General features: G+C 42.2%; 23 protein-coding genes. 6 read left to right on the plus strand and 17 right to left on the minus strand.

Annotated elements, in window-relative coordinates:
- The first annotated feature begins 37 nt into the window (after window positions 1-37).
- Together AAEY88_RS11180 and AAEY88_RS11185 are read left to right on the plus strand one after the other, a co-directional pair.
- A complete protein-coding gene (locus AAEY88_RS11180) occupies window positions 38-1,651 on the plus strand; it encodes a DUF2254 domain-containing protein (protein WP_350562431.1) in 1,614 nt (537 codons plus the stop codon).
- Window positions 1,652-1,766: 115 nt separating this feature from the next.
- A complete protein-coding gene (locus AAEY88_RS11185) occupies window positions 1,767-3,050 on the plus strand; it encodes a sodium:proton antiporter (RefSeq protein ID WP_350562433.1) in 1,284 nt (427 codons plus the stop codon).
- Between the two features lie 112 nt (window positions 3,051-3,162).
- Here AAEY88_RS11185 and AAEY88_RS11190 read toward each other — a convergent pair whose 3' ends face one another.
- The 3 genes from AAEY88_RS11190 to AAEY88_RS11200 all read right to left on the minus strand — a co-directional run bounded on the left by AAEY88_RS11190 (window position 3,163) and on the right by AAEY88_RS11200 (window position 6,089).
- Window positions 3,163-3,702: a DUF2127 domain-containing protein gene (locus AAEY88_RS11190; RefSeq protein WP_350562610.1), complete on the minus strand. Its 540-nt coding sequence runs from the start codon at window positions 3,700-3,702 to the stop codon at window positions 3,163-3,165.
- A gap of 1 nt (window position 3,703) precedes the next feature.
- Complete coding sequence (locus AAEY88_RS11195; protein ID WP_350562612.1) at window positions 3,704-4,885, minus strand: dihydroorotase; 1,182 nt, start codon at window positions 4,883-4,885, stop codon at window positions 3,704-3,706.
- Between the two features lie 130 nt (window positions 4,886-5,015).
- Entirely contained in the window at window positions 5,016-6,089 is a 1,074-nt protein-coding gene (locus tag AAEY88_RS11200; RefSeq protein WP_350562435.1) for an aspartate carbamoyltransferase catalytic subunit, read from the minus strand.
- A 391-nt stretch (window positions 6,090-6,480) separates the two neighbouring features.
- On the opposite strand from AAEY88_RS11200, the gene AAEY88_RS11205 reads away from it, so the two are divergent.
- Window positions 6,481-7,464, plus strand: a complete 984-nt coding sequence (locus AAEY88_RS11205) for a class 1 fructose-bisphosphatase (RefSeq protein ID WP_350562437.1) — start codon at window positions 6,481-6,483, stop codon at window positions 7,462-7,464.
- A gap of 55 nt (window positions 7,465-7,519) precedes the next feature.
- Window positions 7,520-8,314: an RNA methyltransferase gene (locus AAEY88_RS11210; protein ID WP_350562439.1), complete on the plus strand. Its 795-nt coding sequence runs from the start codon at window positions 7,520-7,522 to the stop codon at window positions 8,312-8,314.
- A gap of 155 nt (window positions 8,315-8,469) precedes the next feature.
- Here AAEY88_RS11210 and AAEY88_RS11215 read toward each other — a convergent pair whose 3' ends face one another.
- From AAEY88_RS11215 to AAEY88_RS11250, 8 genes are all read right to left on the minus strand, one after another.
- On the minus strand, window positions 8,470-9,402 hold the full coding sequence (locus AAEY88_RS11215) for an FAD-binding protein (protein ID WP_350562441.1): 933 nt from the start codon (window positions 9,400-9,402) through the stop codon (window positions 8,470-8,472).
- Window positions 9,403-9,534: 132 nt separating this feature from the next.
- Window positions 9,535-10,287, minus strand: coding sequence for an electron transfer flavoprotein subunit beta/FixA family protein (locus AAEY88_RS11220; protein WP_350562443.1), 753 nt, complete (start codon window positions 10,285-10,287; stop codon window positions 9,535-9,537).
- Between the two features lie 423 nt (window positions 10,288-10,710).
- On the minus strand, window positions 10,711-11,271 hold the full coding sequence (locus AAEY88_RS11225) for a YetF domain-containing protein (protein WP_350562445.1): 561 nt from the start codon (window positions 11,269-11,271) through the stop codon (window positions 10,711-10,713).
- A 327-nt stretch (window positions 11,272-11,598) separates the two neighbouring features.
- Window positions 11,599-11,811, minus strand: a complete 213-nt coding sequence (locus AAEY88_RS11230) for a cold-shock protein (RefSeq protein ID WP_057758834.1) — start codon at window positions 11,809-11,811, stop codon at window positions 11,599-11,601.
- 394 nt (window positions 11,812-12,205) lie between these two features.
- On the minus strand, window positions 12,206-12,631 hold the full coding sequence (locus tag AAEY88_RS11235) for a hypothetical protein (protein WP_350562447.1): 426 nt from the start codon (window positions 12,629-12,631) through the stop codon (window positions 12,206-12,208).
- A 272-nt stretch (window positions 12,632-12,903) separates the two neighbouring features.
- A complete protein-coding gene (ilvC, locus tag AAEY88_RS11240) occupies window positions 12,904-13,920 on the minus strand; it encodes a ketol-acid reductoisomerase (protein ID WP_350562449.1) in 1,017 nt (338 codons plus the stop codon).
- Window positions 13,921-14,099: 179 nt separating this feature from the next.
- A complete protein-coding gene (gene ilvN / locus AAEY88_RS11245; RefSeq protein ID WP_350562451.1) occupies window positions 14,100-14,597 on the minus strand; it encodes an acetolactate synthase small subunit in 498 nt (165 codons plus the stop codon).
- Window positions 14,597-16,309, minus strand: coding sequence for an acetolactate synthase 3 large subunit (locus AAEY88_RS11250; RefSeq protein WP_350562614.1), 1,713 nt, complete (start codon window positions 16,307-16,309; stop codon window positions 14,597-14,599). The genes ilvN and AAEY88_RS11250 overlap by 1 nt, the downstream gene beginning before the upstream one ends.
- A 968-nt stretch (window positions 16,310-17,277) precedes the next feature.
- On the opposite strand from AAEY88_RS11250, the gene AAEY88_RS11255 reads away from it, so the two are divergent.
- Window positions 17,278-17,781 (plus strand): DUF4124 domain-containing protein, encoded by a 504-nt coding sequence (locus AAEY88_RS11255; protein ID WP_350562453.1) that lies wholly within the window; start codon window positions 17,278-17,280, stop codon window positions 17,779-17,781.
- A gap of 33 nt (window positions 17,782-17,814) precedes the next feature.
- On the opposite strand, the gene AAEY88_RS11260 is transcribed toward AAEY88_RS11255, so the two are convergent.
- A complete protein-coding gene (locus tag AAEY88_RS11260) occupies window positions 17,815-19,608 on the minus strand; it encodes an NAD(P)H-hydrate dehydratase (protein WP_350562455.1) in 1,794 nt (597 codons plus the stop codon).
- Window positions 19,609-19,817: 209 nt separating this feature from the next.
- Here AAEY88_RS11260 and queG point away from each other — a divergent pair, with 209 nt between their 5' ends.
- Window positions 19,818-20,984 carry a tRNA epoxyqueuosine(34) reductase QueG gene (queG, locus tag AAEY88_RS11265; RefSeq protein WP_350562457.1) on the plus strand — a complete coding sequence of 389 codons (1,167 nt, stop codon included), beginning with the start codon at window positions 19,818-19,820 and terminating at the stop codon, window positions 20,982-20,984.
- 110 nt (window positions 20,985-21,094) lie between these two features.
- On the opposite strand, the gene lysM is transcribed toward queG, so the two are convergent.
- From lysM to rpmF, 5 genes are all read right to left on the minus strand, one after another.
- Entirely contained in the window at window positions 21,095-21,604 is a 510-nt protein-coding gene (gene lysM / locus AAEY88_RS11270) for a peptidoglycan-binding protein LysM (protein WP_350562459.1), read from the minus strand.
- Window positions 21,605-21,874: 270 nt separating this feature from the next.
- The gene (gene acpP / locus AAEY88_RS11275; protein WP_195206327.1) at window positions 21,875-22,111 is read right to left on the minus strand and encodes an acyl carrier protein; all 237 of its coding nucleotides are present in this window, start codon (window positions 22,109-22,111) and stop codon (window positions 21,875-21,877) included.
- 262 nt (window positions 22,112-22,373) lie between these two features.
- The gene (gene fabG / locus AAEY88_RS11280) at window positions 22,374-23,108 is read right to left on the minus strand and encodes a 3-oxoacyl-ACP reductase FabG (RefSeq protein ID WP_350562616.1); all 735 of its coding nucleotides are present in this window, start codon (window positions 23,106-23,108) and stop codon (window positions 22,374-22,376) included.
- On the minus strand, window positions 23,099-24,067 hold the full coding sequence (fabD, locus tag AAEY88_RS11285) for an ACP S-malonyltransferase (RefSeq protein WP_350562461.1): 969 nt from the start codon (window positions 24,065-24,067) through the stop codon (window positions 23,099-23,101). The genes fabG and fabD overlap by 10 nt, the downstream gene beginning before the upstream one ends.
- Before the next feature lie 420 nt (window positions 24,068-24,487).
- The gene (gene rpmF / locus AAEY88_RS11290; protein WP_199507791.1) at window positions 24,488-24,670 is read right to left on the minus strand and encodes a 50S ribosomal protein L32; all 183 of its coding nucleotides are present in this window, start codon (window positions 24,668-24,670) and stop codon (window positions 24,488-24,490) included.
- Between the last annotated feature and the right edge of the window lie 28 nt (window positions 24,671-24,698).

Consider the following 24,698-nt stretch of genomic DNA (forward strand, 5'->3'; position numbering starts at 1 on the left):
TAAAAAACCTTCTGCGACTATCTCGGAGCTTACGGCAGTGAATAAGAACGCTGAGCCCAATCTGCCTAAACGTATAGTAACGAATACTATAGTCTGGCTTAAACAGTTTGCGCACTTATGGTCGCTGCAGACGTTAACCAATTTACCTGATCGCCTAAAAAATCTGTGGCAGCAACTGCTAGGCTCGTATTGGTTTATCCCAACAGCTTGTGTGCTGCTAGGTATACTTTTGGCACCGTTTTTAGTTGCTATTGACCAACAGTTTGATCGTGAAGCGGTCAAAAAAATCAGCTTTGCTTTCACTGGTGATGATGAGGCCGCGCGCGCTATCATGACTGCCATTGCGGGTGCGGTATTGGGAGTGGCAGGTACCACATTCTCAATTACTATTGCTGTACTATCGATGGCATCGTCACAGTTTGGACCACGGCTACTACGTAATTTTTTGACTGATACTTCTAATCAGTTTGTACTTGGTGCATTTATCGGCACCTTTAGTTATAGTTTGTTAGTCCTAAAGTCCATTCATAAGCAAGATGTCGATTTTGGCGTCCCGCAATTGGCGGTGACCTTTGCCATTATTATGGCGATTAGTTGCGCCTTATTACTGGTGTATTTTGTACAGCATATGGTACATGCTATTCAGGCGTCACATGTCATTGAAGGTGCTAGTAATGATGCCATGAAGAATGTTTATTACTGGTATAGCGATAACTGTGATATTCAACATCAGCAAGATGTGGCGCATCAGGATGTTGAACAATACTACAGCTGGCCTGCCACCCCTATTTATGCCCCAAGCTCGGGCTATCTACAACAAATATATATTGAGTCCCTGACCTCACTGGCACAAGACTATGGCGGTGTGGTGCAAGTCTGTACCAATCTTGGCAACTTTGTCACTGACAAGAATGTCATGGGGCATTTTTATCAGCGACCAGCAGGCCATGCAAGCCATCTACAAAAAACCAGAACTTCAAATCTTGCTATTATGTCACGCGCACCTGACGGGCTATTTTGGCAACGTTTTGCCATCTGTATTGAACTTGAAGGTCGGCCAGTACACTCTAATGACATCGCCTATAGCTTAGGACAAATGACTGAAATTGCAGTGCGGGCTCTATCCCCAGGAATTAATGATCCTAAAACTGCGGTGAATTGTGTACAGTCCTTGACGAGTTGCCTGAGTGTGATGATGTGCCGGCAGCCGCCCAGCTCCTACCATTTTTATATCCCGCCACATGATAGTGATGCATCTGACATTACTATCAATCAGCCACGTGTTGCTATATTAGCGGTCATTACTAAAACACCTAATATAGCCGACTTTATCGACATGTCACTGGGTGAGATACGCCGCTATGCTACTGCCGATTTGATGGTATTAAAGGCATTGTGTCAGGCCATGACCAATCTTAACTATGCGCGGGTAAATAATGCTCAGAGGCAAACTCTGCTGCATGAGTTGACTCTAATTGAGCGTGCAGGACAAGAAAATCTAAACTATAGTGAGCTGGTAGTGGACTTAATAGCAATGTGTCAGCAGGCGCGGCAATTTATCCATGATGATAGTGCTCAGCACCAACACTTTGAATATATTAGCGATTTTTCGACTCAGATTCATAAAGCACTACAAACGCAGTCGAGATAATTTTTGATGGTACGCGCCCTATATTTTTAAACAACATAACAAAATCAGCACTATATATATGCTAGGTAATCATTAGGCTTATGACAATTTTTTATATCAACCTGAGACCCCTTTCATGGCATCTGCAACCAGCCTGACCGTACTTGAAATTAGCGCTATATTTTTATCGATTACTGCGCTATTGACCTATGTTAATCATCGCTTTATTGGTTTGCCGACCACTATCGGCGTGATGGTCATATCTATCCTATTGTCTATTGGGGCGATATTTTTGGGGTTTTTAGGGTTTGATCAGCTCATTGATTATGAGATTAGTTTATTAGACCAGCTTGATTTCACTGAGGTATTACTTGATGGTATGCTCTCCATGCTACTATTTGCAGGGGCTCTGCATATTAATATTGGTGATTTAAAGCGCTATAAACTGCCTATTGGTATCCTCGCTTGTATTGGTACGATCATATCAGCGGTGCTCATTGCTAGCGCAATTTACTTTATGCTACCGCTCTTCGGTTTTGGTCTACCTTACATTTGGTGTCTGTTATTTGGCGCATTGATATCGCCTACTGATCCCATTGCAGTAATTGGTATCTTAGCGTCAGCAGGGGCGCCCAAAAGCATTGAGACTGTGATCGCTGGCGAATCCTTATTTAATGATGGTATTGGCGTGGTTATCTTCGTGCTATTACTGGGAATTTTATCCAGTGGTGATATTCCAACTGCCAATTATGTGGTGCATACGCTAGCGGTTGAGGCCGGTGGTGGTATTATTTTTGGTATCGTGCTGGGGGCCATTTTATATTACCTAATTAAAAGTATTGATAGCTATCAAGAAGAGGTGTTATTGACCTTAGCAGGAGTACTCGGTGGCTATGCGCTGGCCAGTCATTGGCATCTATCAGGCCCATTAGCCATGGTTATGATGGGGTTAATGGTTGGTAACCGCGGACGCGAGCTGGCAATGAGTGATCAAACTCGCCACTATATTGATCTGTTTTGGGAATTGATTGATGAGATTTTAAACGCGATTTTGTTTGTATTAATCGGTCTTGAAGTAGTGATGATTGCTTACTCAGGTAATCTATTTATCGCAGCCGGACTGACTATTATCATTGCTCTACTCGCGCGTCTCATTGTGGTTGGTATGACCACCAAGACTTTTAGGCGGCAACTAAAACTACCCTCCGGCGCATGGAAAGTCTTAACATGGGGCGGTCTACGCGGTGGTATCTCGGTGGCGTTGGTATTACAGCTGCCTATAGGTGCTGAGCGTGATATTTTATTGGCACTGACTTACGCGGTGGTAGTGTTTTCTATCTTGGTTCAAGGCTTAAGTATTGGTAAAGTTGCAAAAACTATTTGTCATCCAGAGGAAACGTCAGGAAAAGCGGCCTCTTAAAACTTTGAACCACAATATGATTGAACCATTAAAGTAATAAGCCCGCCTAAAGAAGTTACTCTTTAGCGAGCTTATTAACAGTTGATAGTAATCATCGTCCAAAACGTGAATGTTATATCAAACCTTTTTGTTTCATATTACGATAGACCACAATCACAATAATGATGTTTAAGACAAAAATCCCCACTTTAAACCAATCAAATGGACTGACCATTAAATAATATAGCTCAATGGGAATAAATATCCCGTAACCGACCACGCTAAACCAATATGCCCATGTTTTGTCTTGCCATAATCCATAAGCCTCAATAAAACGCAAACTAGCATAAGCGAATATTAACAGCAAAAACAATGGCCAGTTTTTACTCGCTTGTTGGGCAATTTGTACCGCACTCTCAACTTGCGGAGCGAGCAGCTGACCGAAGTTCTGCCGCCAAGACTCAGTGGCGGTCGAAAGCCAATGCTCCAAATCCATATGCCATAGCCATAACGCGCTAGCCCCTAACAGCGCACCAACGCCTTTGACAATCTCATAGATTGCCACCACTTTAATGGATTCGCTGGATTCGCTGAACGGTTTATTAGCACGGCTTGATAGGTTATGGTTGCTACCCGCTGAGAATGCTTGCGGCCTATCATCCTGCGGGGGCACATTAGCCAAAGAAAGTCTCCACCACCCGTCCATGTAATTGCTGATTAAAAAACGGCGTATTCTTACCATTGGAGTGCATCGCTTCTGCCGTTACTTGCCATTCATGGTTAGGATCAACCAATATTGCGCCGCCAATATGTTCATACTGGGTACTAATACCGGCAATTCGTGCGGGGTTAAGACAAATCTTATCTACCAGTTGTTCTAAGGTCAGCACCTCATCACGTACCAGTTGACAGGCCAGCGCCATAAAGGTATCAAAGTTTGAGATACCCGGCGTACTTTCTTCAAACGGTGCTTGTTTTGCAGTGGCATTTAAGGGCTCATGATGACTACAAATGGCGTCAATAGTGCCATCTTTGAGACCACGTCGTAGCGCCTTTTGATCGGTATTACTACGTAGTGGTGGCAGCACATAGGCCTGAGCATTGAAGCCTTCTAAATTGTCATCGGTTAAATACAGCTGATGCATGGCCACATCGCAAGTCACTGGCAATTTCTTACTTTTTGCCCAGCGCATCAATTCTACTGAAGACTTACAACTCAATTGGCTAAAGTGCGCAGCAATGCCAGTTTCTTCTACCATCAATAGTTGGGTAGATAGGGCTACAGTTTCAGCAATCCACGGAATACCTTGCAAGCCATGGTAAGAGGCAATATAACCCTCGTGCGCTACACCATCTTTTGATAAGCTGGGCTCATCAGGATAAAAAAATACTTTCATCCCAAAGGTTGCGGCATACTCTAATGTTCGCAACAGCACCAAATCATTGGTAAAAGGCTGACGTGCATTAGAGACCGCAATACAGCCGCCTTTTTTGAGTCCGGCAATATTAGACGGGCGCGCACCTTCAAGACCAGCGGTCAACGCCCCGAGAATGTGCAGATAAATGCCGCCATCTTCAAGCGCACGCTCACGCAAACCTTTGAGCAGTGAGCCATTTTCTAGAATAGGACTGGTATCTGGTGGAATGACCACATGTAAGAAACCATTAGCTCGGGCAGCACGGCCTTCTGAAGCCAGGGTACCGTGCTGCTGTTGTCCCGGTTCACGCAAACGCGCGCACAAGTCTACCAAGGGTGGTAGCAGCCACATCTCACTCTCCGCGCTGAGGCTTGCTAGCTCGTCTGTAGCTGAGCTCGGTAATGATTGTTTAAAGGCTGAGGGCAGTAAGTCGATCATCTGAACGTCAGTGGTTGTTGTATTGGACATGAGCTCTATTACCGTATCAATAAAAATTAAATAAATAAAATAGCAAGGTGGGTCATATTGAAAACCAGCTATAAATATTAGCTTTTATCTTCGTTGGTTATCATTTTCCAGCCGCTTGATGAGCACGTTGCCCTTGCATCGCCAGTGACAACACCGCCATGCGAATAGCAATACCATTATTTACCTGCTTTAGAATGACAGATTGGGCACCATCAGCCACGCTGGAGGCAATTTCAACGCCGCGATTCATCGGTCCTGGATGCATAACCAGCGCGTCAGGCTTGGCAAGCGCTACTCGTTCAGGCGTGATGCCATAATGCTTATAATATTCACTTGATGAGGCCAGTAATGGCGAGCCGATACGCTCATTCTGTATTCTTAACCCCATGATGACATCACAATCAGTCACACAGCGGTTCATATCTTCATAGACTTGTACCCCGAAGCGCTCAATCCCTTTGGGCAATAAAGTACGTGGGGCGATAACGCGAATATCTTTAACTCCCAGCGTTTGCAAGGCACTAATATCTGAGCGCGCTACCCGTGAGTGTTTGATATCACCAATGATAGCAACGGATAGCTCCTCAAATGGACGCGGCGCTTCACGATGAATGGTGAGCATATCAAGCATCCCTTGGGTTGGATGCGCATGCCAGCCATCACCGCCATTAATAATAGCAATGTTTGGTGTGACCTCAGTGGCCATGAAATGTGCGGCCCCAGATGCTGAATGGCGGACTACAAAAATATCAGCGGTCATTGCCTGTAAATTCCATAGCGTATCGCGTAGGCTTTCACCTTTTTTGGTGCTAGAGCGCTCGATATCAATATTTAGTACATTAGCACCCAGCCGCTTTTCTGCAACCTCAAAAGTGGTTCGAGTACGGGTTGAGGGCTCAAAAAACAAGTTCATTACTGTACAGCCATCAAGCTCAGGACGGTTAATCAGCTGATCATTATCATCAAAAAAAGTCTCTGCTTTGGCAATAATAGCTTGTAATTGCGCTTTATTTAGCCCCTCTATTCCTAAAAAATGCCGGATACTGCCATCGGCATTTAATTGTGGGCGACTAAGAGAGGTATTAAGCTTTTGTTGAATAGTATCAGAATCGAACTTGCCGTAGGCAGACGGTGAAGTCGTATTGGTAGCAGTGCTATTAGTAGAAATTGACATAATGGCGAGTCTTTATCGTTGGTTTATATTGAGTCAATCATGACTTTTTATTAATATATCACGACATATGAATACAGATACAAGGACATTTTGGCGCTTATTTGCTACACTTTAGCATAGTGACATAAGTGGTCTTATTAGCGTTTATAAATAGATATTTATTAAGTATCATAAGCAGTAAGCTTGGCCAAGTTATAAATAATAATAGATATAGTGTAGCTGATTTTACAGTCAGGACAAAGATACTGTGCCTGCTATTTGCATATTTAGTGATTTAGCTCGATACTTGGCTTTATTTTGTGTTTACTCACGTATTTAGCCTTACCTACCAAATTTTGACAGTGCTGTTCTCTTTATTTTTTACCATTTATCCCACTTACTAGGAAGCCTTATGACGACCTTAGCACAATACCTAAACGACCATACAACCAATTCTGCGCTCAGCGATGTCATCACTACCATTACTGATGTGGGCAAAACCATCTCGCAATTGCTTAGAAAAGGCGCCTTAGCAGATATCTTAGGTGAAGCAGGTAATCAGAATATCCAAGGCGAAGAACAAAAGAAACTCGACGTACTCGCTAATGACTTGCTTTTAGATGCCTTGGCTCAAAATCCACATTGCGCAGGTGTGGCCTCAGAAGAATTAGATGATGCCATTCCTGCCCATACTGATGGCAGTCTATTGGTATTATTTGACCCGCTTGATGGTTCATCAAATATTGATATCAATATGGCAGTAGGAACTATTTTCTCTATTCTACCTTATCAACACCAAGGCCAGACTAGTGAAAATAGCGATTTCTTACAGGCCGGTAATCAACAGCTGGCAGCTGGTTACTTGTTATATGGTACCTCTACCATGCTGGCGCTAACCATCGCTGATAACGTCGTCATGTTTAGTCTAGATCCAGATAGCGGTGACTATGTATTGGTGCAAAATAATGTACAAATCGACGCCGATACCAGCGAGTATTCAATTAACAGTTCGAACTATCGTTACTGGCGGGCGCCTATGCAGCAATATATTGATGAGCTAATTGCTGGCGAGACGGGCGTACGTGGTCGCGACTTTAATACGCGCTGGGTGGCGGCAATGGTTGGTGATGTCCATCGCATCTTATGCCGAGGTGGGCTGTTTACGTATCCTTTTGATACTAAATATGCGAATAAAGCGGGCAAACTGCGCTTGATGTATGAAGCCAACCCTATGAGCTTACTGATTGAACGTGCTGGTGGCGATGCAACTGATGCGGTCAACCGTATCTTAGATATTGCACCTACTGACATTCATCAGCGCGTGCCTGTAGTACTTGGCAGTAAAAACGAAGTCAACTATGTTAAAGACTTACATCTACAGCATGCTAATAAATAAGTAAGATTGTTTATGAGTCATTTCTAATTTTATATTTACTTTTAAATGGTCTACTATGACATCGTATCCCAACGAACTAATTACCTCAGATAAAAATCAAACAGTAAAGCTGGCCAAGTCTTTATTAACGCAAGCGCGCCAGCGCAAAAAACAAAGTCAGACCGTCCTTGAAGGCGTACACCTGATAGATGCAGCCTTGCGTAGCGACTACTCACTCACTCAAGTATTGCTAGCTGAGTCGGCACATACGCATCCTGAAGTGCAGCAACTCCTAAGTCAGTTGCCAACGCAAGTCAGCGTATTAATATTGGCAGATACCCTATATCAAAGTGTCCGTAGCTTAGGCACCGGGATTGATATTATGGCGATTATTGTTATACCAACGCCGATATTGCCTCCTATCGATTATGATTGCTTAATACTTAATGACGTTCAGGACAGCGGTAACGTTGGCACGCTACTACGAACTGCGGCAGCCGTTGGTATTGATACCATCCTATGTACTAGCGCCACTGCTCAAGCGTGGTCACCTAAAACTCTACGCGCAGGAATGGGTGCGCAGTTTGCGCTTACTATCTATGAGGGACTCAGCAGCACAGATATTCTCAATCAGGTAAAAGTGCCGCTGTTTGCAACCAGCTCACATACCGATACCTTAATTTATGAACATGATTTGCGCATGCCTATCGCTTGGATTATGGGGCACGAAGGTCAAGGAGTTTGTAATGAGCTGATGCAATGTGCCACTCCCATTGCCCTACCACAACCTAATGGCCAAGAAAGTCTCAATGTCGCTATTGCAGGTGCACTTTGTCTGTACGAGACTTTGCGGCAGCGACATTACGCCTGATAGTATTAAGATAACCATTACTATTACTCCGACAATACAACATAACTTCTAAATATAAGTAAATAAAAAAATCCCGCTATCGATGATGGCGGGATTTTTTTATTTACTATCTACTGATTAATTTTGATTACCAGCAGCTACTAAACATTAGTGATTTAAATTTTACTGGTCAACTCAGGTAGTGCATCAAACAAGTCGGCTTCTAAGAAGTAATCTGCAACACTGGCAATTGGTGCTTCTGGATCATTATTAATGGCAACGATGACCTTAGAATCTTTCATACCGGCCAAATGCTGGATAGCCCCTGAAATACCAGCAGCAATATACAAATCTGGCGCGACGATTTTACCCGTCTGGCCTACTTGCATATCGTTTGGTACATAACCGGCGTCGACAGCCGCACGTGATGCACCAATTGCAGCACCAAGCTTATCGGCTAATGGTTCGATATATTTAGTAAAGTTTTCACCATTTGCTAAAGCACGACCACCAGAAACCACAATAGCAGCTGACGTTAATTCAGGACGATCAGACTTCGCCATCTCTTCATTAACAAAACTTGCTTTGCCGGAATCTTGTACATTATCGATAGTTTCAACAGACGCTGAGCCACCTTCAGCAGCAACGGGATCAAAGGCTGTCGTACGCACGGTTAAAACTACTTTATCTTCAGTAGTCTTAACTGTTGCAGTCGCGTTACCCGCATAGATAGGACGCTCAAAAGTCTGTGCATCGATGACGGCAGTGACATCTGACATCATGCTGACATCGAGTAAAGCGGCGACACGGGGCATAAAGTTTTTGCCCGTAGTGGTAGCAGGTGCAATAATATGGCTGTAGTCACCAGCGATACCTGTAACTAATAGCGCAATATTTTCTGCCATTTGGTGCGCGTAAACGGCGTTATCGGCTAGTAGCACTTTGCTAACGCCTTCTACTTTTGCGGCTTCATCAGCGACCGCTTGATTACCGCTACCAGCAACTAACACGTGAATGTCATCACCCATTTGTTTGGCAGCAGCAATGGTATTCAAGGTTGCTTTTTTTAGACTGGCATTGTCATGTTCTGCATATACCAAAATTGCCATTATTTTTATCCTTTATTTGTTCGCGTTATCGTTTATTCGCATAGCCATTTATTGGGGTGGTCGTTTATAAGTAGCGCTTTTAGAACATAGCAGCTTTGATGTAACTGATTATTCTATGCACGCCGAAGCAAATTATTGGATTACTTTTGCTTCATTTCTTAACTTATCGACTAGTTCATCAACTGAACCCACTTTGATACCGGCTTTACGCTCAGCAGGTGGCACGACTTTGATAATTTCTTGTTTCGATATCATATCAACACCAAAATCAGCTGGTGTTTTCTCATCAAGCGGCTTTTTCTTGGCTTTCATGATATTAGGCAGTTTAGCGTAACGCGGCTCATTCAAACGTAGATCAGTGGTTATGACTGCCGGTAAATCTAGGGCAACTGTTTGCAGACCACCATCTACTTCGCGAGTGACATGGACCTTATCGCCTTCGACTTTTACTTCTGAGGCAAAAGTACCTTGACCAATACCCATCAAGGCTGCCAGCATCTGACCAGTTTGATTGTTGTCATCATCAATAGCTTGCTTGCCTAAAAGAATAATATCAGTGCTTTCTTGTTCAGCAATACTTTTTAGGATCTTAGCGACTTGTAATGGATAAGGCTTATCGTCAGTCAATACTAAGACACCGCGATCAGCGCCTAAGGCTAACGCTGCTCGAATTTGTTCTTGAGATTCTTTTGGACCGATTGATGCGACAATGACTTCATCAATGACACCAGCTTCTTTTAGACGCATCGCTTCTTCGACTGCAATCTCGTCAAATGGGTTAATAGACATTTTAGTATTGGATAAATCAACACCAGAGTTATCAGCTTTTACACGAACTTTTACGTTGTAATCAATGACCCGCTTGACCGCTACTAATGCTTTCATACGTTCCTCTTTTATCAATATTATGAATTAAAAAATTATAAGTTAAGAACCAGGGATTAATGGTCGTTCAAAATTTTACTCAAAAGCTATGATTCGACTAGCGGAAACTTATTAACAAAAGACAGCCAGCAACTATCAAGATAAAGAACACTTGTCTAATCGTAGCTAACTCGTTGAAACTGCTTAACCCAATCTAACCATTATCTGTCAGACCTAACCATCTTGCGTGAGCTTGTCTTCAAGGTCAAGACCACGCGGTGAATAATGCGTCATAAATTTATCAACGCTCACTTAAAAAATAGCATGTTGGCTTAGAACCTGGCGGTCGGTTTGTCTATATAGCCTTACTTGTTCATACCTTTATATCATTGCTGGGTCTTCATATGCTGAAAATTTTGTTATTATTTACCGCAGCAATACACTTTACGATAAGGTTTCGGTTGGATTAATTAAGAGTTCACTGTCGCGTATGTCATTGAATAGCGACCAATCTGGCGTAACATCGTTATTTTTAATGACACTCAGATCACCAGTAGTCTCCATAATAACTGCAAATACTTCAGTTTTGGATTTCAGGCCATTTTTGCGCAACACCTCTTGCACATCACTGGTGCTTAAATTAGCTTCTTTCAAATTGTCCCAAAAGTACTCACCATGGGCCATTAATATAATAGGCTGATTATCAATTAAAGCCTTTAGCGGCTTAACTTTGCGCCTGATTACTGAAATGAGTGCCTGAATCGTAAATAATACGCCAACAGCGAGCAGTCCTTGTAATAGCGATGGAGAATCAGATAGAACGGTTGACGCTAAAATACTACCGATACCGACAGTCATTGCAAAGTCATGACTTGATAGCTTAGAAAAACTGCGCAGTCCCATCAAACGGGTAAATAACATTAGACCAAGATAGAACCCTAATGCCGATAAAGAGATACCGAGAACCTGTTGCCAGTCGATTGCAAACCATGCTTGCCATTTCATAATGCTTCCTTGTTCCACCTTATCACAGGTTATTGCTGATATAACCATAATTCCATAAGCTCAAGTTACTGTCAGCCTCGCTTGTCCTAATACTACTGTGGCCTATATCAAGCTTCTTTAAGCTAATAATATTTGTATTTACTATTAGATAGTTTTGAATATTACCCTATTTTTTTGACAAAAAAAAGCAACCTGATAAGAGGTCGCTTTTAATATACAGTCTAAACAATATTTCTGTTGTTTTAACAACATAGTAATCTAAGCCTATGCATGATCTTATAGCGATAAGTTTGACTTATGGTTAAGCCAAGCTTAATGCAGTTAAGATTAAATAGCCTCGATTTGCTCAGCTTGTGGGCCTTTTTTGCCATCACCTAAGATGAAAGACACTTTTTGACCTTCGGCTAGAGTTTTAAAACCATTACCTTGGATAGCGCTGTAGTGAGCGAATACGTCTTGTCCGCCATTGTCTTGAGCGATAAAACCAAAACCTTTAGCTTCATTAAACCACTTTACAGTGCCTTCAACTTTATCTGACATAAATTTTCCTAACTCTTTAACTGTTGGCGAGACATGTGTCATCACCGATTAATTTATATATATTCATTTGGTTTATCAGCTTAATGCTGGAACAAATCTTATGATATATCTTACTGATATTTCACAGTTTTTGTCTTAAACTTTATGAATACAGAGGTAGTATAGCAGCTTTTATTACAGGCGACAGCTTAAATTGAATAATATTGTAAATAAATAACAAAATTTCTAACCAACATATGTATATATATATTAGATATATTTTCGACGTTTCTTTCTGCTATCAGAGCCTACAGCTATGAAACAAGCTAAGGTATATATATATTTACAATATAGGCACTAGCCAACATTTATCACTCAATATTAAAACTGAGCTCGAAGTCACGCTTACAACCTATTAGCTAGGCAGCGGTAGCCAAGGTGAGGCTAATACTAACAAGCACAATGGAAGAAATATGAGCGCAAAAGATTGGCTATAGGCAATATATTTAGAAGGTATAACTAAATCCTTAGGCGAGTCAGGAATCCCTTTACGCTTAAGCAGACGCGTGCCATATATCCAGCCAAAGACCGTATAAATACCATACGCAGCTGGGACGGCTATCGCTAGTGACGTCAGGTCAATCATATAGAGTATAATCGTAGAAACAAAGAACCATGCGGTATCAAGCAATGAGCTAAACTTAAACAAAGGGGATTTAGGCAGTTTACCCGCATTGCGCTTAAGCATCTCCCCTTCTATCCAAATCAGGACAGCGACTACGGCGCTCAGGACAATATATGCGAATTGCGGCGTCAGCCAGTCTGGAAAAGATATTTGCACAACACACAACCTATGATTTGAAAATAAGAGAAAATAATTAAAGTAGCAGTTAGCCTATTAAGCATTATGCCAGACTGTTATATGAGGCAAAGTCTATTACTTTTCAAGTTAAATAATGCAGCAATGACAAACCTGTCTATACAGACCTATTTATGTAAACTTTGCTATAAAAAACCCATGCTATCGATTTGATAACATGGGTAATCACTACTTAATGGCCGATCAACTGACTCATTAATGAATAGCTATTTTATTAAATACTTAATAGTAATTTAGTTTTTATCTTTATCGATGATTTTATTACCACCAATCCAAGGCATCATGCTGCGCAATTTAGCGCCTGTAACTTCGATATCATGCTCTGCGTTATTACGACGACGAGCGGTCATTGATGGATAGTTACTCATACCTTCACTAATAAACATTTTAGCATATTCACCAGATTGGATACGTTTTAGAGCGTTGCGCATGGCTTCACGTGATTGCTCATTGATAACTTCAGGGCCAGTCACATATTCGCCATATTCAGCGTTGTTGCTGATCGAATAGTTCATGTCAGCGATGCCGCCTTCATACATCAAGTCAACGATAAGCTTCAGTTCATGTAAGCACTCAAAGTAAGCCATTTCTGGTGCATAGCCGGCTTCTGTTAGGGTTTCAAAGCCCATTTTTACCAGCTCGACGGCGCCGCCGCAAAGTACTGCCTGCTCACCAAAAAGGTCAGTTTCAGTTTCATCTTTAAAAGTAGTCTCAATAATACCTGAGCGACCACCACCAACGCCTGCTGCGTAAGATAAGGCCAATTGCTTTGCTTGACCTGAGGCATCTTGATAGATAGCAATAAGGTCAGGAATACCGCCGCCTTTTACAAACTCAGAGCGAACCGTATGACCCGGTGCTTTGGGGGCCACCATAATAACGTCAAGGTCAGTACGCGGTACCACTTGATTATAATGAATCGCAAAACCATGAGCAAAGGCTAACGTCGCCCCTTCTTTAATATTAGGCTCAATTACGTCATTGTATAGCTGTCTTTGGAACTCATCAGGGGTTAAAATCATCACCACGTCAGCTGCTTTTACCGCCTCTTCTACTTCGGCGACATTTAAGCCAGCATTTTCAGCTTTTTTCCATGAGGTTGAATTAGTGCGTAGACCAACCGTCACATCAACGCCAGATTCTTTAAGGTTTAACGCATGCGCGTGACCTTGTGAGCCATAACCGATAATGGCAACTTTTTTGCTTTGGATAATAGATAGGTCACAGTCTTTATCATAAAATACTTTCATAGGTAGAGTCCTTTTCCTCAATCATGGAGAGCCATGGGTAATAAACGCTTATGTCAAAACCACTATATTAAAATGGTATGCATTATAAGCATGATGTTAAGTGTTGAATACGTTTTAAATACCGTAAATTTTGATTGGTGCGGGTATATTAATAAGCTAAATGCCAGTGACAAAAAATATTATACGCTTAGTGTTTTTTCACCACGTGCAATACCTATCACACCTGAGCGTACTACTTCTAAGACACGTTCGCGACCGATGACATCAATAAAGCCATCAAGCTTGGCGGTATCACCAACGATTTGAATGGTATATAAATTGGCATTAACATCCACAATTTGCGCCCGAAAGATATCCGCACTGCGTTTAATTTCTTCACGCACGTTGCCCGTAGCACGAACTTTAATCAGCATCAGCTCGCGCTCGACATGCACCGTATCTGATAAATTGAGAACCTTAACCACTTCAATCAGCTTATGCAATTGCTTGGTGATTTGCTCAATTTTTTCAGGTGAGGTAATGGATGTTAACGTCAAACGTGAAATGCTTGGATCGTCTGTCGGTGAGACGTTTAGAGTCTCAATATTATAGCCACGCTGGGAGAATAAGCCGACTAACCGCGACAACGACCCCGCTTCGTTTTCCATTAATACCGAAATCAGATGTTGTTGTTGCATTAGGTACGCTCTCCTTTTGATAACCACATATCACGCATTGTCTGCCCAGCGATTTGCATTGGATAGACATGCTCATTACGATCGACATAAACGTCAATAAATACCAGCTTATCTGTCATTGCCATTGCTTCAGCAATCTGTGCTTCCATGGTTTCAGGATCAGTAATTTTGATACCCACATGACCGTAGCTTTCAGCCAATTTAACGAAATCTGGTAAGGAATTCATATAAGAATGTGCATGACGGCCCTCATAGAGCATATCTTGCCACTGCTTGACCATACCCAACTGCGCATTGTTTATGTTCAGAATTTTGACCGGTAAATTGTATTGTAAGCAAGTTGACAGCTCTTGAATATTCATCTGAATAGAGCCCTCTCCTGTGATACAAACCACATCGCGATCAGGATGAGCAAGCTTAGCAGCCATCGCATATGGCAAACCAACTCCCATAGTACCAAGACCACCTGAGTTAAGCCATTGGCGTGGCTCATTATAGGTATAATAGAGCGCCGCAAACATTTGATGCTGACCAACATCACTAGTAATAATAGCGTTGCCGTTAGTCACTTTGCATAAAGCCTGTACAACACTTTGCGGTTTAATACCCTGTTCTGTGCTGGTGTCATAACGCAAACCATGACGCTTACGCCACTCATTAATTTGCGACCACCAATCTAATAGCGCAGGCTGCTCTAGGGTTTTGTCCTCACCAATAATCTCTAACATATCGCTAAGTACCGACTTAACGTCGCCGACGATAGGAATATGAGCAAAGATAGTTTTTGAGATAGAAGTAGGGTCAATATCGATATGAATAATGGTCGCATTAGGACAGAACTTTTTGACATTATTGGTCACACGATCATCAAAACGTGCCCCAACTGCTAAAATGACATCCGCATGATGCATACTCATATTGGCTTCATAAGTACCATGCATCCCCAGCATTCCTAAAAACTGACGGTCAGAACCAGGGAAGGTGCCAAGACCCATTAAAGTATTGGTCACGGGTAAGTTCAAACGGTGGGCAAGATCGGTCAATTCTTCATGAGCCTTACCCCAGATGACACCCCCACCAGCATATACTACTGGACGTTTGGCTGCGAGTAAGGTTTCAACTGCTTTTTTAATTTGACCGTGATGGCCTTTAATAGAAGGTTGATATGACCGTACAAATACCTCTTTTGGATATTCATAGGCGTATTTTTCGCTAGGCGCAGTCATGTCTTTAGGGACGTCAATGACCACAGGGCCGGGACGGCCAGACTGAGCAATATAAAAGGCTTTTTTGACAATCATTGGAATTTCGCTAGCATGGCGCACTTGAAAGCTATGTTTGACGATGGGACGTGATACCCCAATCATGTCAGTCTCTTGAAAGGCATCTTCACCAATCAAGCTACTAGGCACCTGCCCTGCGATTACTACCATTGGCACCGAATCCATAAAGGCAGTAGCAATAGCAGTCACCGTATTGGTCGCACCCGGTCCTGAGGTTGCCAGCACCACTCCCGTATTGCCTGTCACCCGCGAATAAGCATCTGCCATGTGTCCCGCTGCTTGCTCATGGCGCACTAAGATATGTTCGATATTATCTTGTTGAAATAAGGCATCATAGATATGTAAAACAGCACCGCCTGGATAGCCAAAGATATATTTGACACCCTCATCAGTCAGCGCTTGTACCAGCATTTCAGCACCGGACAGCATTACTGGCTTATCGCTACCTTCAGCGAGCAGTTGTTGTTTCTTATCAAAACCTTTGGCGGCATTACCCGTTTGGGTATGTCCAGTCATGTTTGGACTTTGCGTGGTTTGCGTCACTGTCATCACCTTTTTTTGCGGCGCAGACTGGCTTTATGTTATGAGTAACAATATATACGTCAAAACGTGATTGTCTACTACTCAATAAAACACTTTGCTAGTCTTTGTCCATATCAAGAATATGTGCCCACCATGCCAAATTACAGCTGCTTTATGAGACAGCCTGCGACTTGTACACAGCAATTTATAGGGTCAGCTTTGTGATAGGAGGTTATCGACATACCGTGACTAGATGCGAATGCATCTATAAAAGAGGCTTATTATTTGCAATCAACGCGCTATCATAATTTACTATAAATGTAATGACATATAACAATAGAATAACTATTGAAGCTAATATTAAAGATCAAGATAGTCTTATTAGTAAGGTACCTTAAAAATCGCTTAGCAGATTATATCGTACTTGCCATTACCCAATATAGACATCATATTTGGCGTGTTCAAAACAATAAGTTTACTTTAGTCATTGTAGACCGATAAGTCCGGAGACAAAAAACACAGTTATCAAGAACGGTCGTTAAGATCGCTATTTTTACTGCGCTATTGTCACAAAGAAAATAAATCTCTCTTAACTACTGATAAGCAGCTAAGTAGATTTAGTCTTCAAGTGCTACGGCAATAGTATAAAAGCCGCTCACTGACCAACCAACTGCTATTATATTCGGCGGTTTAGGCACTATTGTCAAGAAAAATTTGTGAAGCCCACCCTTAACTATTAGTTATTAAATAATATACACTGATAAGTATTTTTTGTTAAAATCAAGCGCTATCCTATCAGCATGAGTATCCATACGCTGATACGATGTCCACTGATAAAGACATACACTTGTTATTTAATTGAAGGGATAGCTACTATGGTCTGTACACCTAGGATAAATACGGCTGCCAAACTGCTTATTAGTATCAGTACGGTGTGTATGCTGGTGCTTACCATGAATGTCGGCTATGCTATAGAGGTGTATAAATCTATTGGTGTCCATGGGGAGATTAAGTACAGCCAATATCCACCGAAAAACGGTAAAAATATTGAGATTCTTGAGTTTCGTAATGATGGTCGCCAAACCAATACCGGGCAAATGGCAGGCAAAACTGAGGCTAACCAAAATAAGAATACCCAAAACGCTGAGGAACAGCGAGTCGCACAATTAGAAGCACGTATCAAAGACCAAGAGGCGCAAGCAAATACTCAGCGCTGTCAGTCGCTACGTAATAATCTGACCAATCTCAATGTTGGCGGGCGTATCTATGAGATGGACGCTAGCGGTAAGCGTGAGTATTTAGATAGCCGCGAGATTGAGCTTAAGCGGGAGCGTGTTCAGCAAGCGCTCAGTCAATACTGCAAGGACACTACTACTTGAGCGTTCAACTAGACTGTCTATATCTTGCTATTTTTAGTTGGTGATTACCTGCATTACATGACGAATAGCTACCGGCATATCTTGTGCTTGCAAGCCCCGCTGTCCGATAAATAACTGAGCGTTTTTATTAGAGTCACATGATTGCTGATTAACCAATGTATCCCCTGCTAACCCATGAATGATTACTGCCTGACGTAAGCTCCGCTGTCCGCCCTCTAAATCCTGCTGTGCTAACAAGCCTGCGGTCACACCAGACAACACATCACCCATACCAGCTGTTGCCATACCAGCATTACCGACAGCGCAGACGTATATTTGCTCTTGTTCTAATACCTGCTCTAGTACCAAGGAACCTGCCCCCTTAAGAACCCAGTTTCCACCATAAATATCAGCGCACTGCTTTATTGCCGCTAATCGATCAGCTTCTACATCCGTGACTTTTTTATTCAATAATCTAGCCGCCTCACCGCTATGCGGGGTCAAGCAGACTTGGTAATTTTGACTGTGTTCTCGAAGCTGGGTGACCAACTTAGGATTGTCCTCTGGTAGGGATGCCAAATGATAAAGGCCATCAGCATCTATCACTATCGGTTTACCCTCTGCTATTGCTACTTGAATATAGCTTGTAAATAAACCCTGTGCCTTTTCATCACGGCCCAGTCCCATACCAATAGCCACAATGCTGGCCTCTTTAATTAGGCGTGTCACCCCGTCTATATCGTGCAAATCAATAGTCATAGCATCCGGTAGCGAGGTTAATAATGCACCGTAAAAAGCATCATGACAAGCGACAGTTATTTTACCCGCTCCAGTAGCCATAGCGCTGGCAGCCGCTAATATGGCCGCCCCGCCCATACCTTGTGAGCCATTTACCCTATTACCACCAATGACTAAAACGTGTCCATAGCTGCCTTTATAACTGTTATTTCGGCGTGTAGAGAGGCCATATGCAGTGGTAAGTAACGTAGCCGCTACCTCAGTTGTTACATGAGGTATCAGCGGTATATCGAACACTTCTCCAGCGTAGTCCATACCGTCTTTAGTATGAAGTCCAAACTTACGCGCAACTAGACATAAGGTGACGTCGGCTTGTATTGCTACATGGTCAAATACTTGTCCAGTTGAGGCAACCAAACCACTGGGAATGTCGACTGCTATTACTAAAGCCTTGACTTGTTTAGCGGCATAATTAAATATCGTAATCGCTTGTTTATAGATACCTGCGGGTGCTCGATCAAGGCCAATACCAAATAGCGCATCGATATAAACATCAGCAGGAAATTTTGCAGTAATTTTATTTTGTAGTATGTGAGAGTCTTGCTTCTCTTGTTCACTTTGAGCTGTTTGGTTTTGATCACAGGCATTGTCCTCAAAACGCTGATAAGAACAACCTGCTGCTAGTGCCATTCGCTGTGCTTGTATTGAATCAGATAAGGATGCTGAATCAGCATTTTCAGAAACACTAATATCTTCAATCTCATCAATACCAACGGTCATGACGTGTACTTGCCAGCCGGCTTGCTGTAAGTAATGTGCGATTAGCCAACCATCACCGCCGTTATTACCACTCCCTACCCAGATACTGGCTCGCAGCTGACTATTATCGCGCCTAATATCCATACCTTGACCAAAGGTTTTCGATTGCTGTTGCTGGTCATAAAGCCGCATAACACGTTGTGCCATTTGCCAAGCTGCTTGCTGCATCAGACCAAAGCTACTATAACCTTGTGCAAACCAAGCACGCTCCATATTATAAACCTGTTGACTGCTATATAGCGCGATAGGCAGTGACGAACCTGTTGAAAGTGGAGACGTTTGGGTTTGCATGGTTGATCCTCATTTATTATTCTAAGATTTTATAACGTAACTGCTATGACTTGCTATTCACTTATATAAGCTTAGCAAAAGCTTACTTAGCATTATGTATCAATATGAGTACCCATTTATTATAAGTGTCTATTTATTTTCTTTTATACTTGCGCTCTCAGATATCTGGCTTATCATAATGGCATTGACCTAACCTTTTATAGCTATTTATGAATATTAAAGTGTCGCCGAAAACAATTGACGTGGTTGCTACCACAAATTTTACTACTGCAGAGGATGTAAAACGCTGGATTAAAACCAAAGCTCAGGCATTAGGCTTTGCTGACTGCGGGTTTTTGTCGGTGCACCATCCTTTATTTACTAAGCAGATGCAGCAACTACAACGTTGGCTAGATAAAGGCTATGAGGGCCAATTACAGTTTATGCATAATAATCATGACTTGCGTGCGCATCCAGAGCAGCTGGTTCAAGGCGCAAAGACTATCATCAGTGTGCGTATGGATTACCTCACCCAAGCACCAACGCCGCGAGCTATCGATGATAATAATCGACCTAATAGTGGCATTATCGCTCGCTATGCTCGCGGTCGCGATTATCATAAAACCATGCGTGGTCGTTTAAAACAGTTGGCACTACAGATCGAGTCCATGCTCCCTGAATGGCAGCATTTAGCGATTGGCGCTGAAACCCCATTTATCTTTCGACCGTTTAGTGACTCCGCCCCTATCTTTGAGCGGCCAATAGCAGATGCCGCCGGACTTGGCTGGACAGGTAAGCATACTTTACTGCTAAATAAACAAGCCGGTTCGTTTTTTGTGTTAGGTGAGCTGTTCTTGAGTCTTGAGTTGCCCGATGATAAGCCTATAACCGCTCATTGTGGCAGTTGTAGCGCCTGTATTGATATTTGCCCAACACAAGCGATTGTCGCCCCTCATGAGCTCAATGCGGCAGCCTGCATTTCTTATCTAACGATTGAGCATGATGGCGCGATTGATACTAAGTACCGCCGCGCTATTGGCAATCGGGTATTTGGCTGTGATGATTGCCAACTGATTTGCCCTTGGAATCGCTATGCTAAGCTGACGACGGTCGAGGACTTTGCGCCTAGGCATCAGCTTGATAACAGCAGTCTGCTTGAGCTGTGGCAGTGGCAAGAGGCAGATTTTTTGCAGTATACTCAAGGTAGTCCGCTCAGACGCACAGGTTATGTTAATTTTTTACGCAATATTGCCATCGGTCTGGGTAACGCTAATGCCAGTACGGAGATCATTGCGCATTTAACGTCTAAATTAAACGTTCACGGTGACATGCTTGATGAGCATATCGACTGGGCAATTGACGAGCAAAGAGAAAAATTAATTATAATCAAACATTGACTATAAATAGGTTAACTATTCAAAAAATTCAGTAAAAGAAACGCCTTTTAATATTAAAAAGCGTTTTTTTATTATTCATTATTCTATATTGAATAGAACAGTTATTAACATTATGGTTTAGGAATACGTAATACTTGTCCAGGGTAAATCTTGTCTGGATCAGACAACATTGGCTTGTTGGCTTCAAATATTTTCGTATAGTCTGCTGAAGAACCATAAACGTTTTGAGCAATTTTAGATAAGCTATCGCCAGATTTTACCGTATACATAGTAGATTCTGGTGCGTCTTCTTCGATGTCAATATTATCAATAACTTTTGCAACATTCTGCACGTTACCAATAGCAATAATTGCTTTTTCACGGTCAGCTTGAGTTTTAGCCGTACCACTGATTTCTGCAGTATCTGTTGAACCGTTATATTTAACTTTTAGATTATTGATACTAAGATGTTGTTGTTGGATACGGCGTAAGAGGAGGCTCGCGACCGACTGAGCAGAAGGTTCGCTATCTTTTGCTTGGATGTTAGCATCTGCTTTAGTTTCTACTTTAGCATCATGCTTCTCATCATCACGGTTGAAGATTTTGTCACCAATGTCTTTCGCAAAACTAAAAATTCCCATATAACGTTTCCTTAGAGTATTGTTGTTAATTATTAGTGATTCTTCTATTACGATGCTAATGATGTCTGTTTATTACCATTAGTTTATTTTGATTTACTGGCTTCTTGCCAATTATGAGTATATCAAAGGCTTGTATTTTGGATAGTTTTGGATAGTAAGAGTATGTTGAGTAATGTTAAATTAACAGCGCTTATGTTAATAGCAGACACAAAAAAACCGCTTATCCGTAAAGATAAGCGGTATAGCAAAATCTGCTATGACAAGAGCTACTTACAGTTGAGCTTGTACGTAATCAATTGCTTTTTGAACGGTAGTTAATTCTGCTGAATCTTCGTCAGGAATAGTAATGCCAAAATCACTTTCAAATGACATAACCAATTCGACTAGATCTAGTGAATCAGCACCTAGGTCTTCCATGAAAGAGGCGTCGTTATTGACGTCTTCAACATTCATACCTAGTTGCTCGGCTACTGCAGATTTTACTCTTAACTCGGTATCATTACTCATATAGATTTCTCCTTTTTATCTATCAATTTTTAAAATCACCAAATAGCTACTTTGTTCAAGCTGATGGCGTTATGTAGAATGCAATATATTATGCCAGCTTTAACATACCATAACGAGCGTTGCATTTTATTTGATGCCTTATAAGACCTTGTTATGATACAGGTCTTTGACACAAAAGTGTCCGTTATTATAGCACCATTTATTATAGTTTACACTCGTGCACACAAAGTTTTATGGTACGAACGTAACGTCTATTAATGTGCTACATATACATACCACCATTGACAGGAATGACCGCTCCAGTAATGTAACTGGCTTCATCGCTTGCTAAAAACGATACCGCGGCAGCAATATCTTCTGGTTGACCAAGACGACTAATAGGTACCGCATCTAGCATAGAATTTAACAAGCGTTCATCGAGCTCATCGGTCATATCAGTTTCAATCAAACCTGGGGCAACACAATTAATAGTGACTTGCCGTGACCCTATCTCGCGTGCCAATGTACGACTAAATCCTTCGACGCCAGCTTTGGTTGCCGCATAGTTAGACTGTCCCGCATTGCCCATTTGAGCAACTACAGAGCTAATATTAATAATCCGGCCACGCCGAGCTTTCATCATTCCACGAACAGCGCGTTTGCTCATTCGATATACTGATGACAAGTTAGTATCAACCACATTTTCCCAATCGTCGTCTTTCATGCGCATTAGCAGACCGTCTTGGGTGATACCGGCATTATTAATCAGTACTTGTACCGCACCGTATACGCTTTCGATCTCTTCAAACAGTTTATCAATCTGCGCTCCATCACGCACATCTAAAACCCGACCAATACCGCCAGTATCATGTAGATAGGCATCAATAAGTGCCGCCCCTTTTTCAGTGGTCGCAGTACCAATAACAAAGTGACCTTCTTTAGCAAAACGCTTGGCAACTGCTTTACCAATGCCACGGCTGGCACCAGAAACTAATGTAATCGTTCGGCTCATGATAATACCTCCATTAATTTGTCTAGGCGGGCAGGTTTGTCTACCGGATAGCTGGCGATAGGATGTGCTTGGCGCTTGGCCAGATTGCTCAAAACGTTGCCACTACCGCATTCGATTAAGATATTAATTTGTTTATCAGCCAGTTCCTGCATAGTCTGCGACCACAATACCGGTTCACTTAGCTGGTCGGTTAGTGCCTGCTTGATACCTTGAATACCAGTCTCAACTCTGGCATGACGATTTTGGATAACCGGAATAGTCGCTTGATCAAATTTGATTGCTGCTAGGGCCTCAGCAAGTGCACTACTTGCAGGCTTCATAAGGGCACAATGCGAGGGCACACTAACTTTTAAAGGAATGGCTTTTTTACCAGTATTCTGTACTTTATCAATCACCGCAGTAACGCCGGCAGCATTACCCGATACGACCACTTGCCCTGGGCTATTAAAATTCGCCGCCCCAACAATAGCACCATCGACATGCTCAGTCGCCTGCTCACATAAAGTCTCGACCCGATGATCTTCTAGTCCTAATACCGCTGCCATAGCCGTATCAATACCTTCAACGGCTTGTTGCATTAACTGACCACGCTTATGTACCAGTCGTACGGCATCCGCAAAAGAGAGGACACCAGCCGCGCAGAGCGCACTATATTCACCCAAAGAGTGCCCTGCTAAGTAGCAAGGTGCTTTATTTATTTTAGTTTGCAAAATACGCCAAATGGCAATGCTGGCGGTCAATAATGCAGGTTGGGTATACTGAGTTTGGTTAAGTCGCTCTTCATCTTGACAAATTGCCCACAGATCTTCGCCAAGAGCCTCACTCGCTTCATTGAATGTATCGTGAATTTGTGGATAAAGTTCAGCAAGTTCAGCAGTCATGTTTACGGCTTGTGACCCTTGCCCAGGAAAGATGATTGCAATGCGAGATGGCGGTGTTGATTTTATATCAGGTGCAGATGCCATAGCCAATATTCCTTAAGTAAATTGGAAATGTCCCTAGAACGAATGGGGTAATATTATAAGATTGAGTGCTATTTTGAGATAGTATTTTAGTAGGTTATCAATAATAACTGATTGTCACTGAACTATACACCGATGCGTACTATTATCATAGCCAGCTACTTTATCATATCAGCCCGTAATGCAAGGCAACGCCTTTAAATTTATAACGGCAATCGCTTTAAGTACTGCCTCAAGCTAACTGTTCTCTAATAAAGCCTAAATAACAAAAAGCCAAGTTATCTAGCTACATAATATATGATAGCGAAATAACTTGGCTTCTGTTAGCTCAACGCTTACTGCCTAATGACATTTATGCGGAGCTATTATAGTTAATTGGTATCACTATGATAGTTCCGCATCAAATATCAACCAGTCAATAACTTAAGCGTCTTGACTGACTTTAAACAATTGACGACCACGGTAAAAACCGTCTTTAGTCATATGATGACGACGATGTTTTTCACCAGTGGTGGCATCTACACTTAACTCAGCCACAGTCATGTGGTGATGTGAACGGCGCATGTCACGACGTGAACGGCTTTTGCGGCTTTTTTGAACGGCCATGATATAGCTCCTATACTTAAAGGGATAA

Origin of the sequence: Psychrobacter sp. CAL346-MNA-CIBAN-0220, assembly GCF_040309805.1 — a bacterium.
In the GTDB taxonomy this organism is placed as follows: Bacteria; Pseudomonadota; Gammaproteobacteria; order Pseudomonadales; family Moraxellaceae; genus Psychrobacter.

Bases quoted from the DNA above. Each gene is read 5' to 3' on its own strand.
- acpP (WP_195206327.1), bottom strand. From the start codon at position 22,111: ATGAGTAATGATACCGAGTTAAGAGTAAAATCTGCAGTAGCCGAGCAA.
- ilvN (WP_350562451.1), bottom strand. From the start codon at position 14,597: ATGCAACAACAACATCTGATTTCGGTATTAATGGAAAACGAAGCGGGG.
- AAEY88_RS11250 (WP_350562614.1), bottom strand. From the start codon at position 16,309: ATGCTGTCCGGTGCTGAAATGCTGGTACAAGCGCTGACTGATGAGGGT.
- AAEY88_RS11210 (WP_350562439.1), top strand. From the start codon at position 7,520: ATGACATCGTATCCCAACGAACTAATTACCTCAGATAAAAATCAAACA.
- AAEY88_RS11205 (WP_350562437.1), top strand. From the start codon at position 6,481: ATGACGACCTTAGCACAATACCTAAACGACCATACAACCAATTCTGCG.
- rpmF (WP_199507791.1), bottom strand. From the start codon at position 24,670: ATGGCCGTTCAAAAAAGCCGCAAAAGCCGTTCACGTCGTGACATGCGC.
- AAEY88_RS11215 (WP_350562441.1), bottom strand. From the start codon at position 9,402: ATGGCAATTTTGGTATATGCAGAACATGACAATGCCAGTCTAAAAAAA.
- AAEY88_RS11195 (WP_350562612.1), bottom strand. From the start codon at position 4,885: ATGATCGACTTACTGCCCTCAGCCTTTAAACAATCATTACCGAGCTCA.
- ilvC (WP_350562449.1), bottom strand. From the start codon at position 13,920: ATGAAAGTATTTTATGATAAAGACTGTGACCTATCTATTATCCAAAGC.
- fabD (WP_350562461.1), bottom strand. From the start codon at position 24,067: ATGGCATCTGCACCTGATATAAAATCAACACCGCCATCTCGCATTGCA.
- AAEY88_RS11185 (WP_350562433.1), top strand. From the start codon at position 1,767: ATGGCATCTGCAACCAGCCTGACCGTACTTGAAATTAGCGCTATATTT.
- AAEY88_RS11225 (WP_350562445.1), bottom strand. From the start codon at position 11,271: ATGAAATGGCAAGCATGGTTTGCAATCGACTGGCAACAGGTTCTCGGT.
- AAEY88_RS11260 (WP_350562455.1), bottom strand. From the start codon at position 19,608: ATGCAAACCCAAACGTCTCCACTTTCAACAGGTTCGTCACTGCCTATC.
- AAEY88_RS11255 (WP_350562453.1), top strand. From the start codon at position 17,278: ATGGTCTGTACACCTAGGATAAATACGGCTGCCAAACTGCTTATTAGT.
- AAEY88_RS11220 (WP_350562443.1), bottom strand. From the start codon at position 10,287: ATGAAAGCATTAGTAGCGGTCAAGCGGGTCATTGATTACAACGTAAAA.
- lysM (WP_350562459.1), bottom strand. From the start codon at position 21,604: ATGGGAATTTTTAGTTTTGCGAAAGACATTGGTGACAAAATCTTCAAC.
- queG (WP_350562457.1), top strand. From the start codon at position 19,818: ATGAATATTAAAGTGTCGCCGAAAACAATTGACGTGGTTGCTACCACA.
- AAEY88_RS11200 (WP_350562435.1), bottom strand. From the start codon at position 6,089: ATGTCAATTTCTACTAATAGCACTGCTACCAATACGACTTCACCGTCT.
- AAEY88_RS11230 (WP_057758834.1), bottom strand. From the start codon at position 11,811: ATGTCAGATAAAGTTGAAGGCACTGTAAAGTGGTTTAATGAAGCTAAA.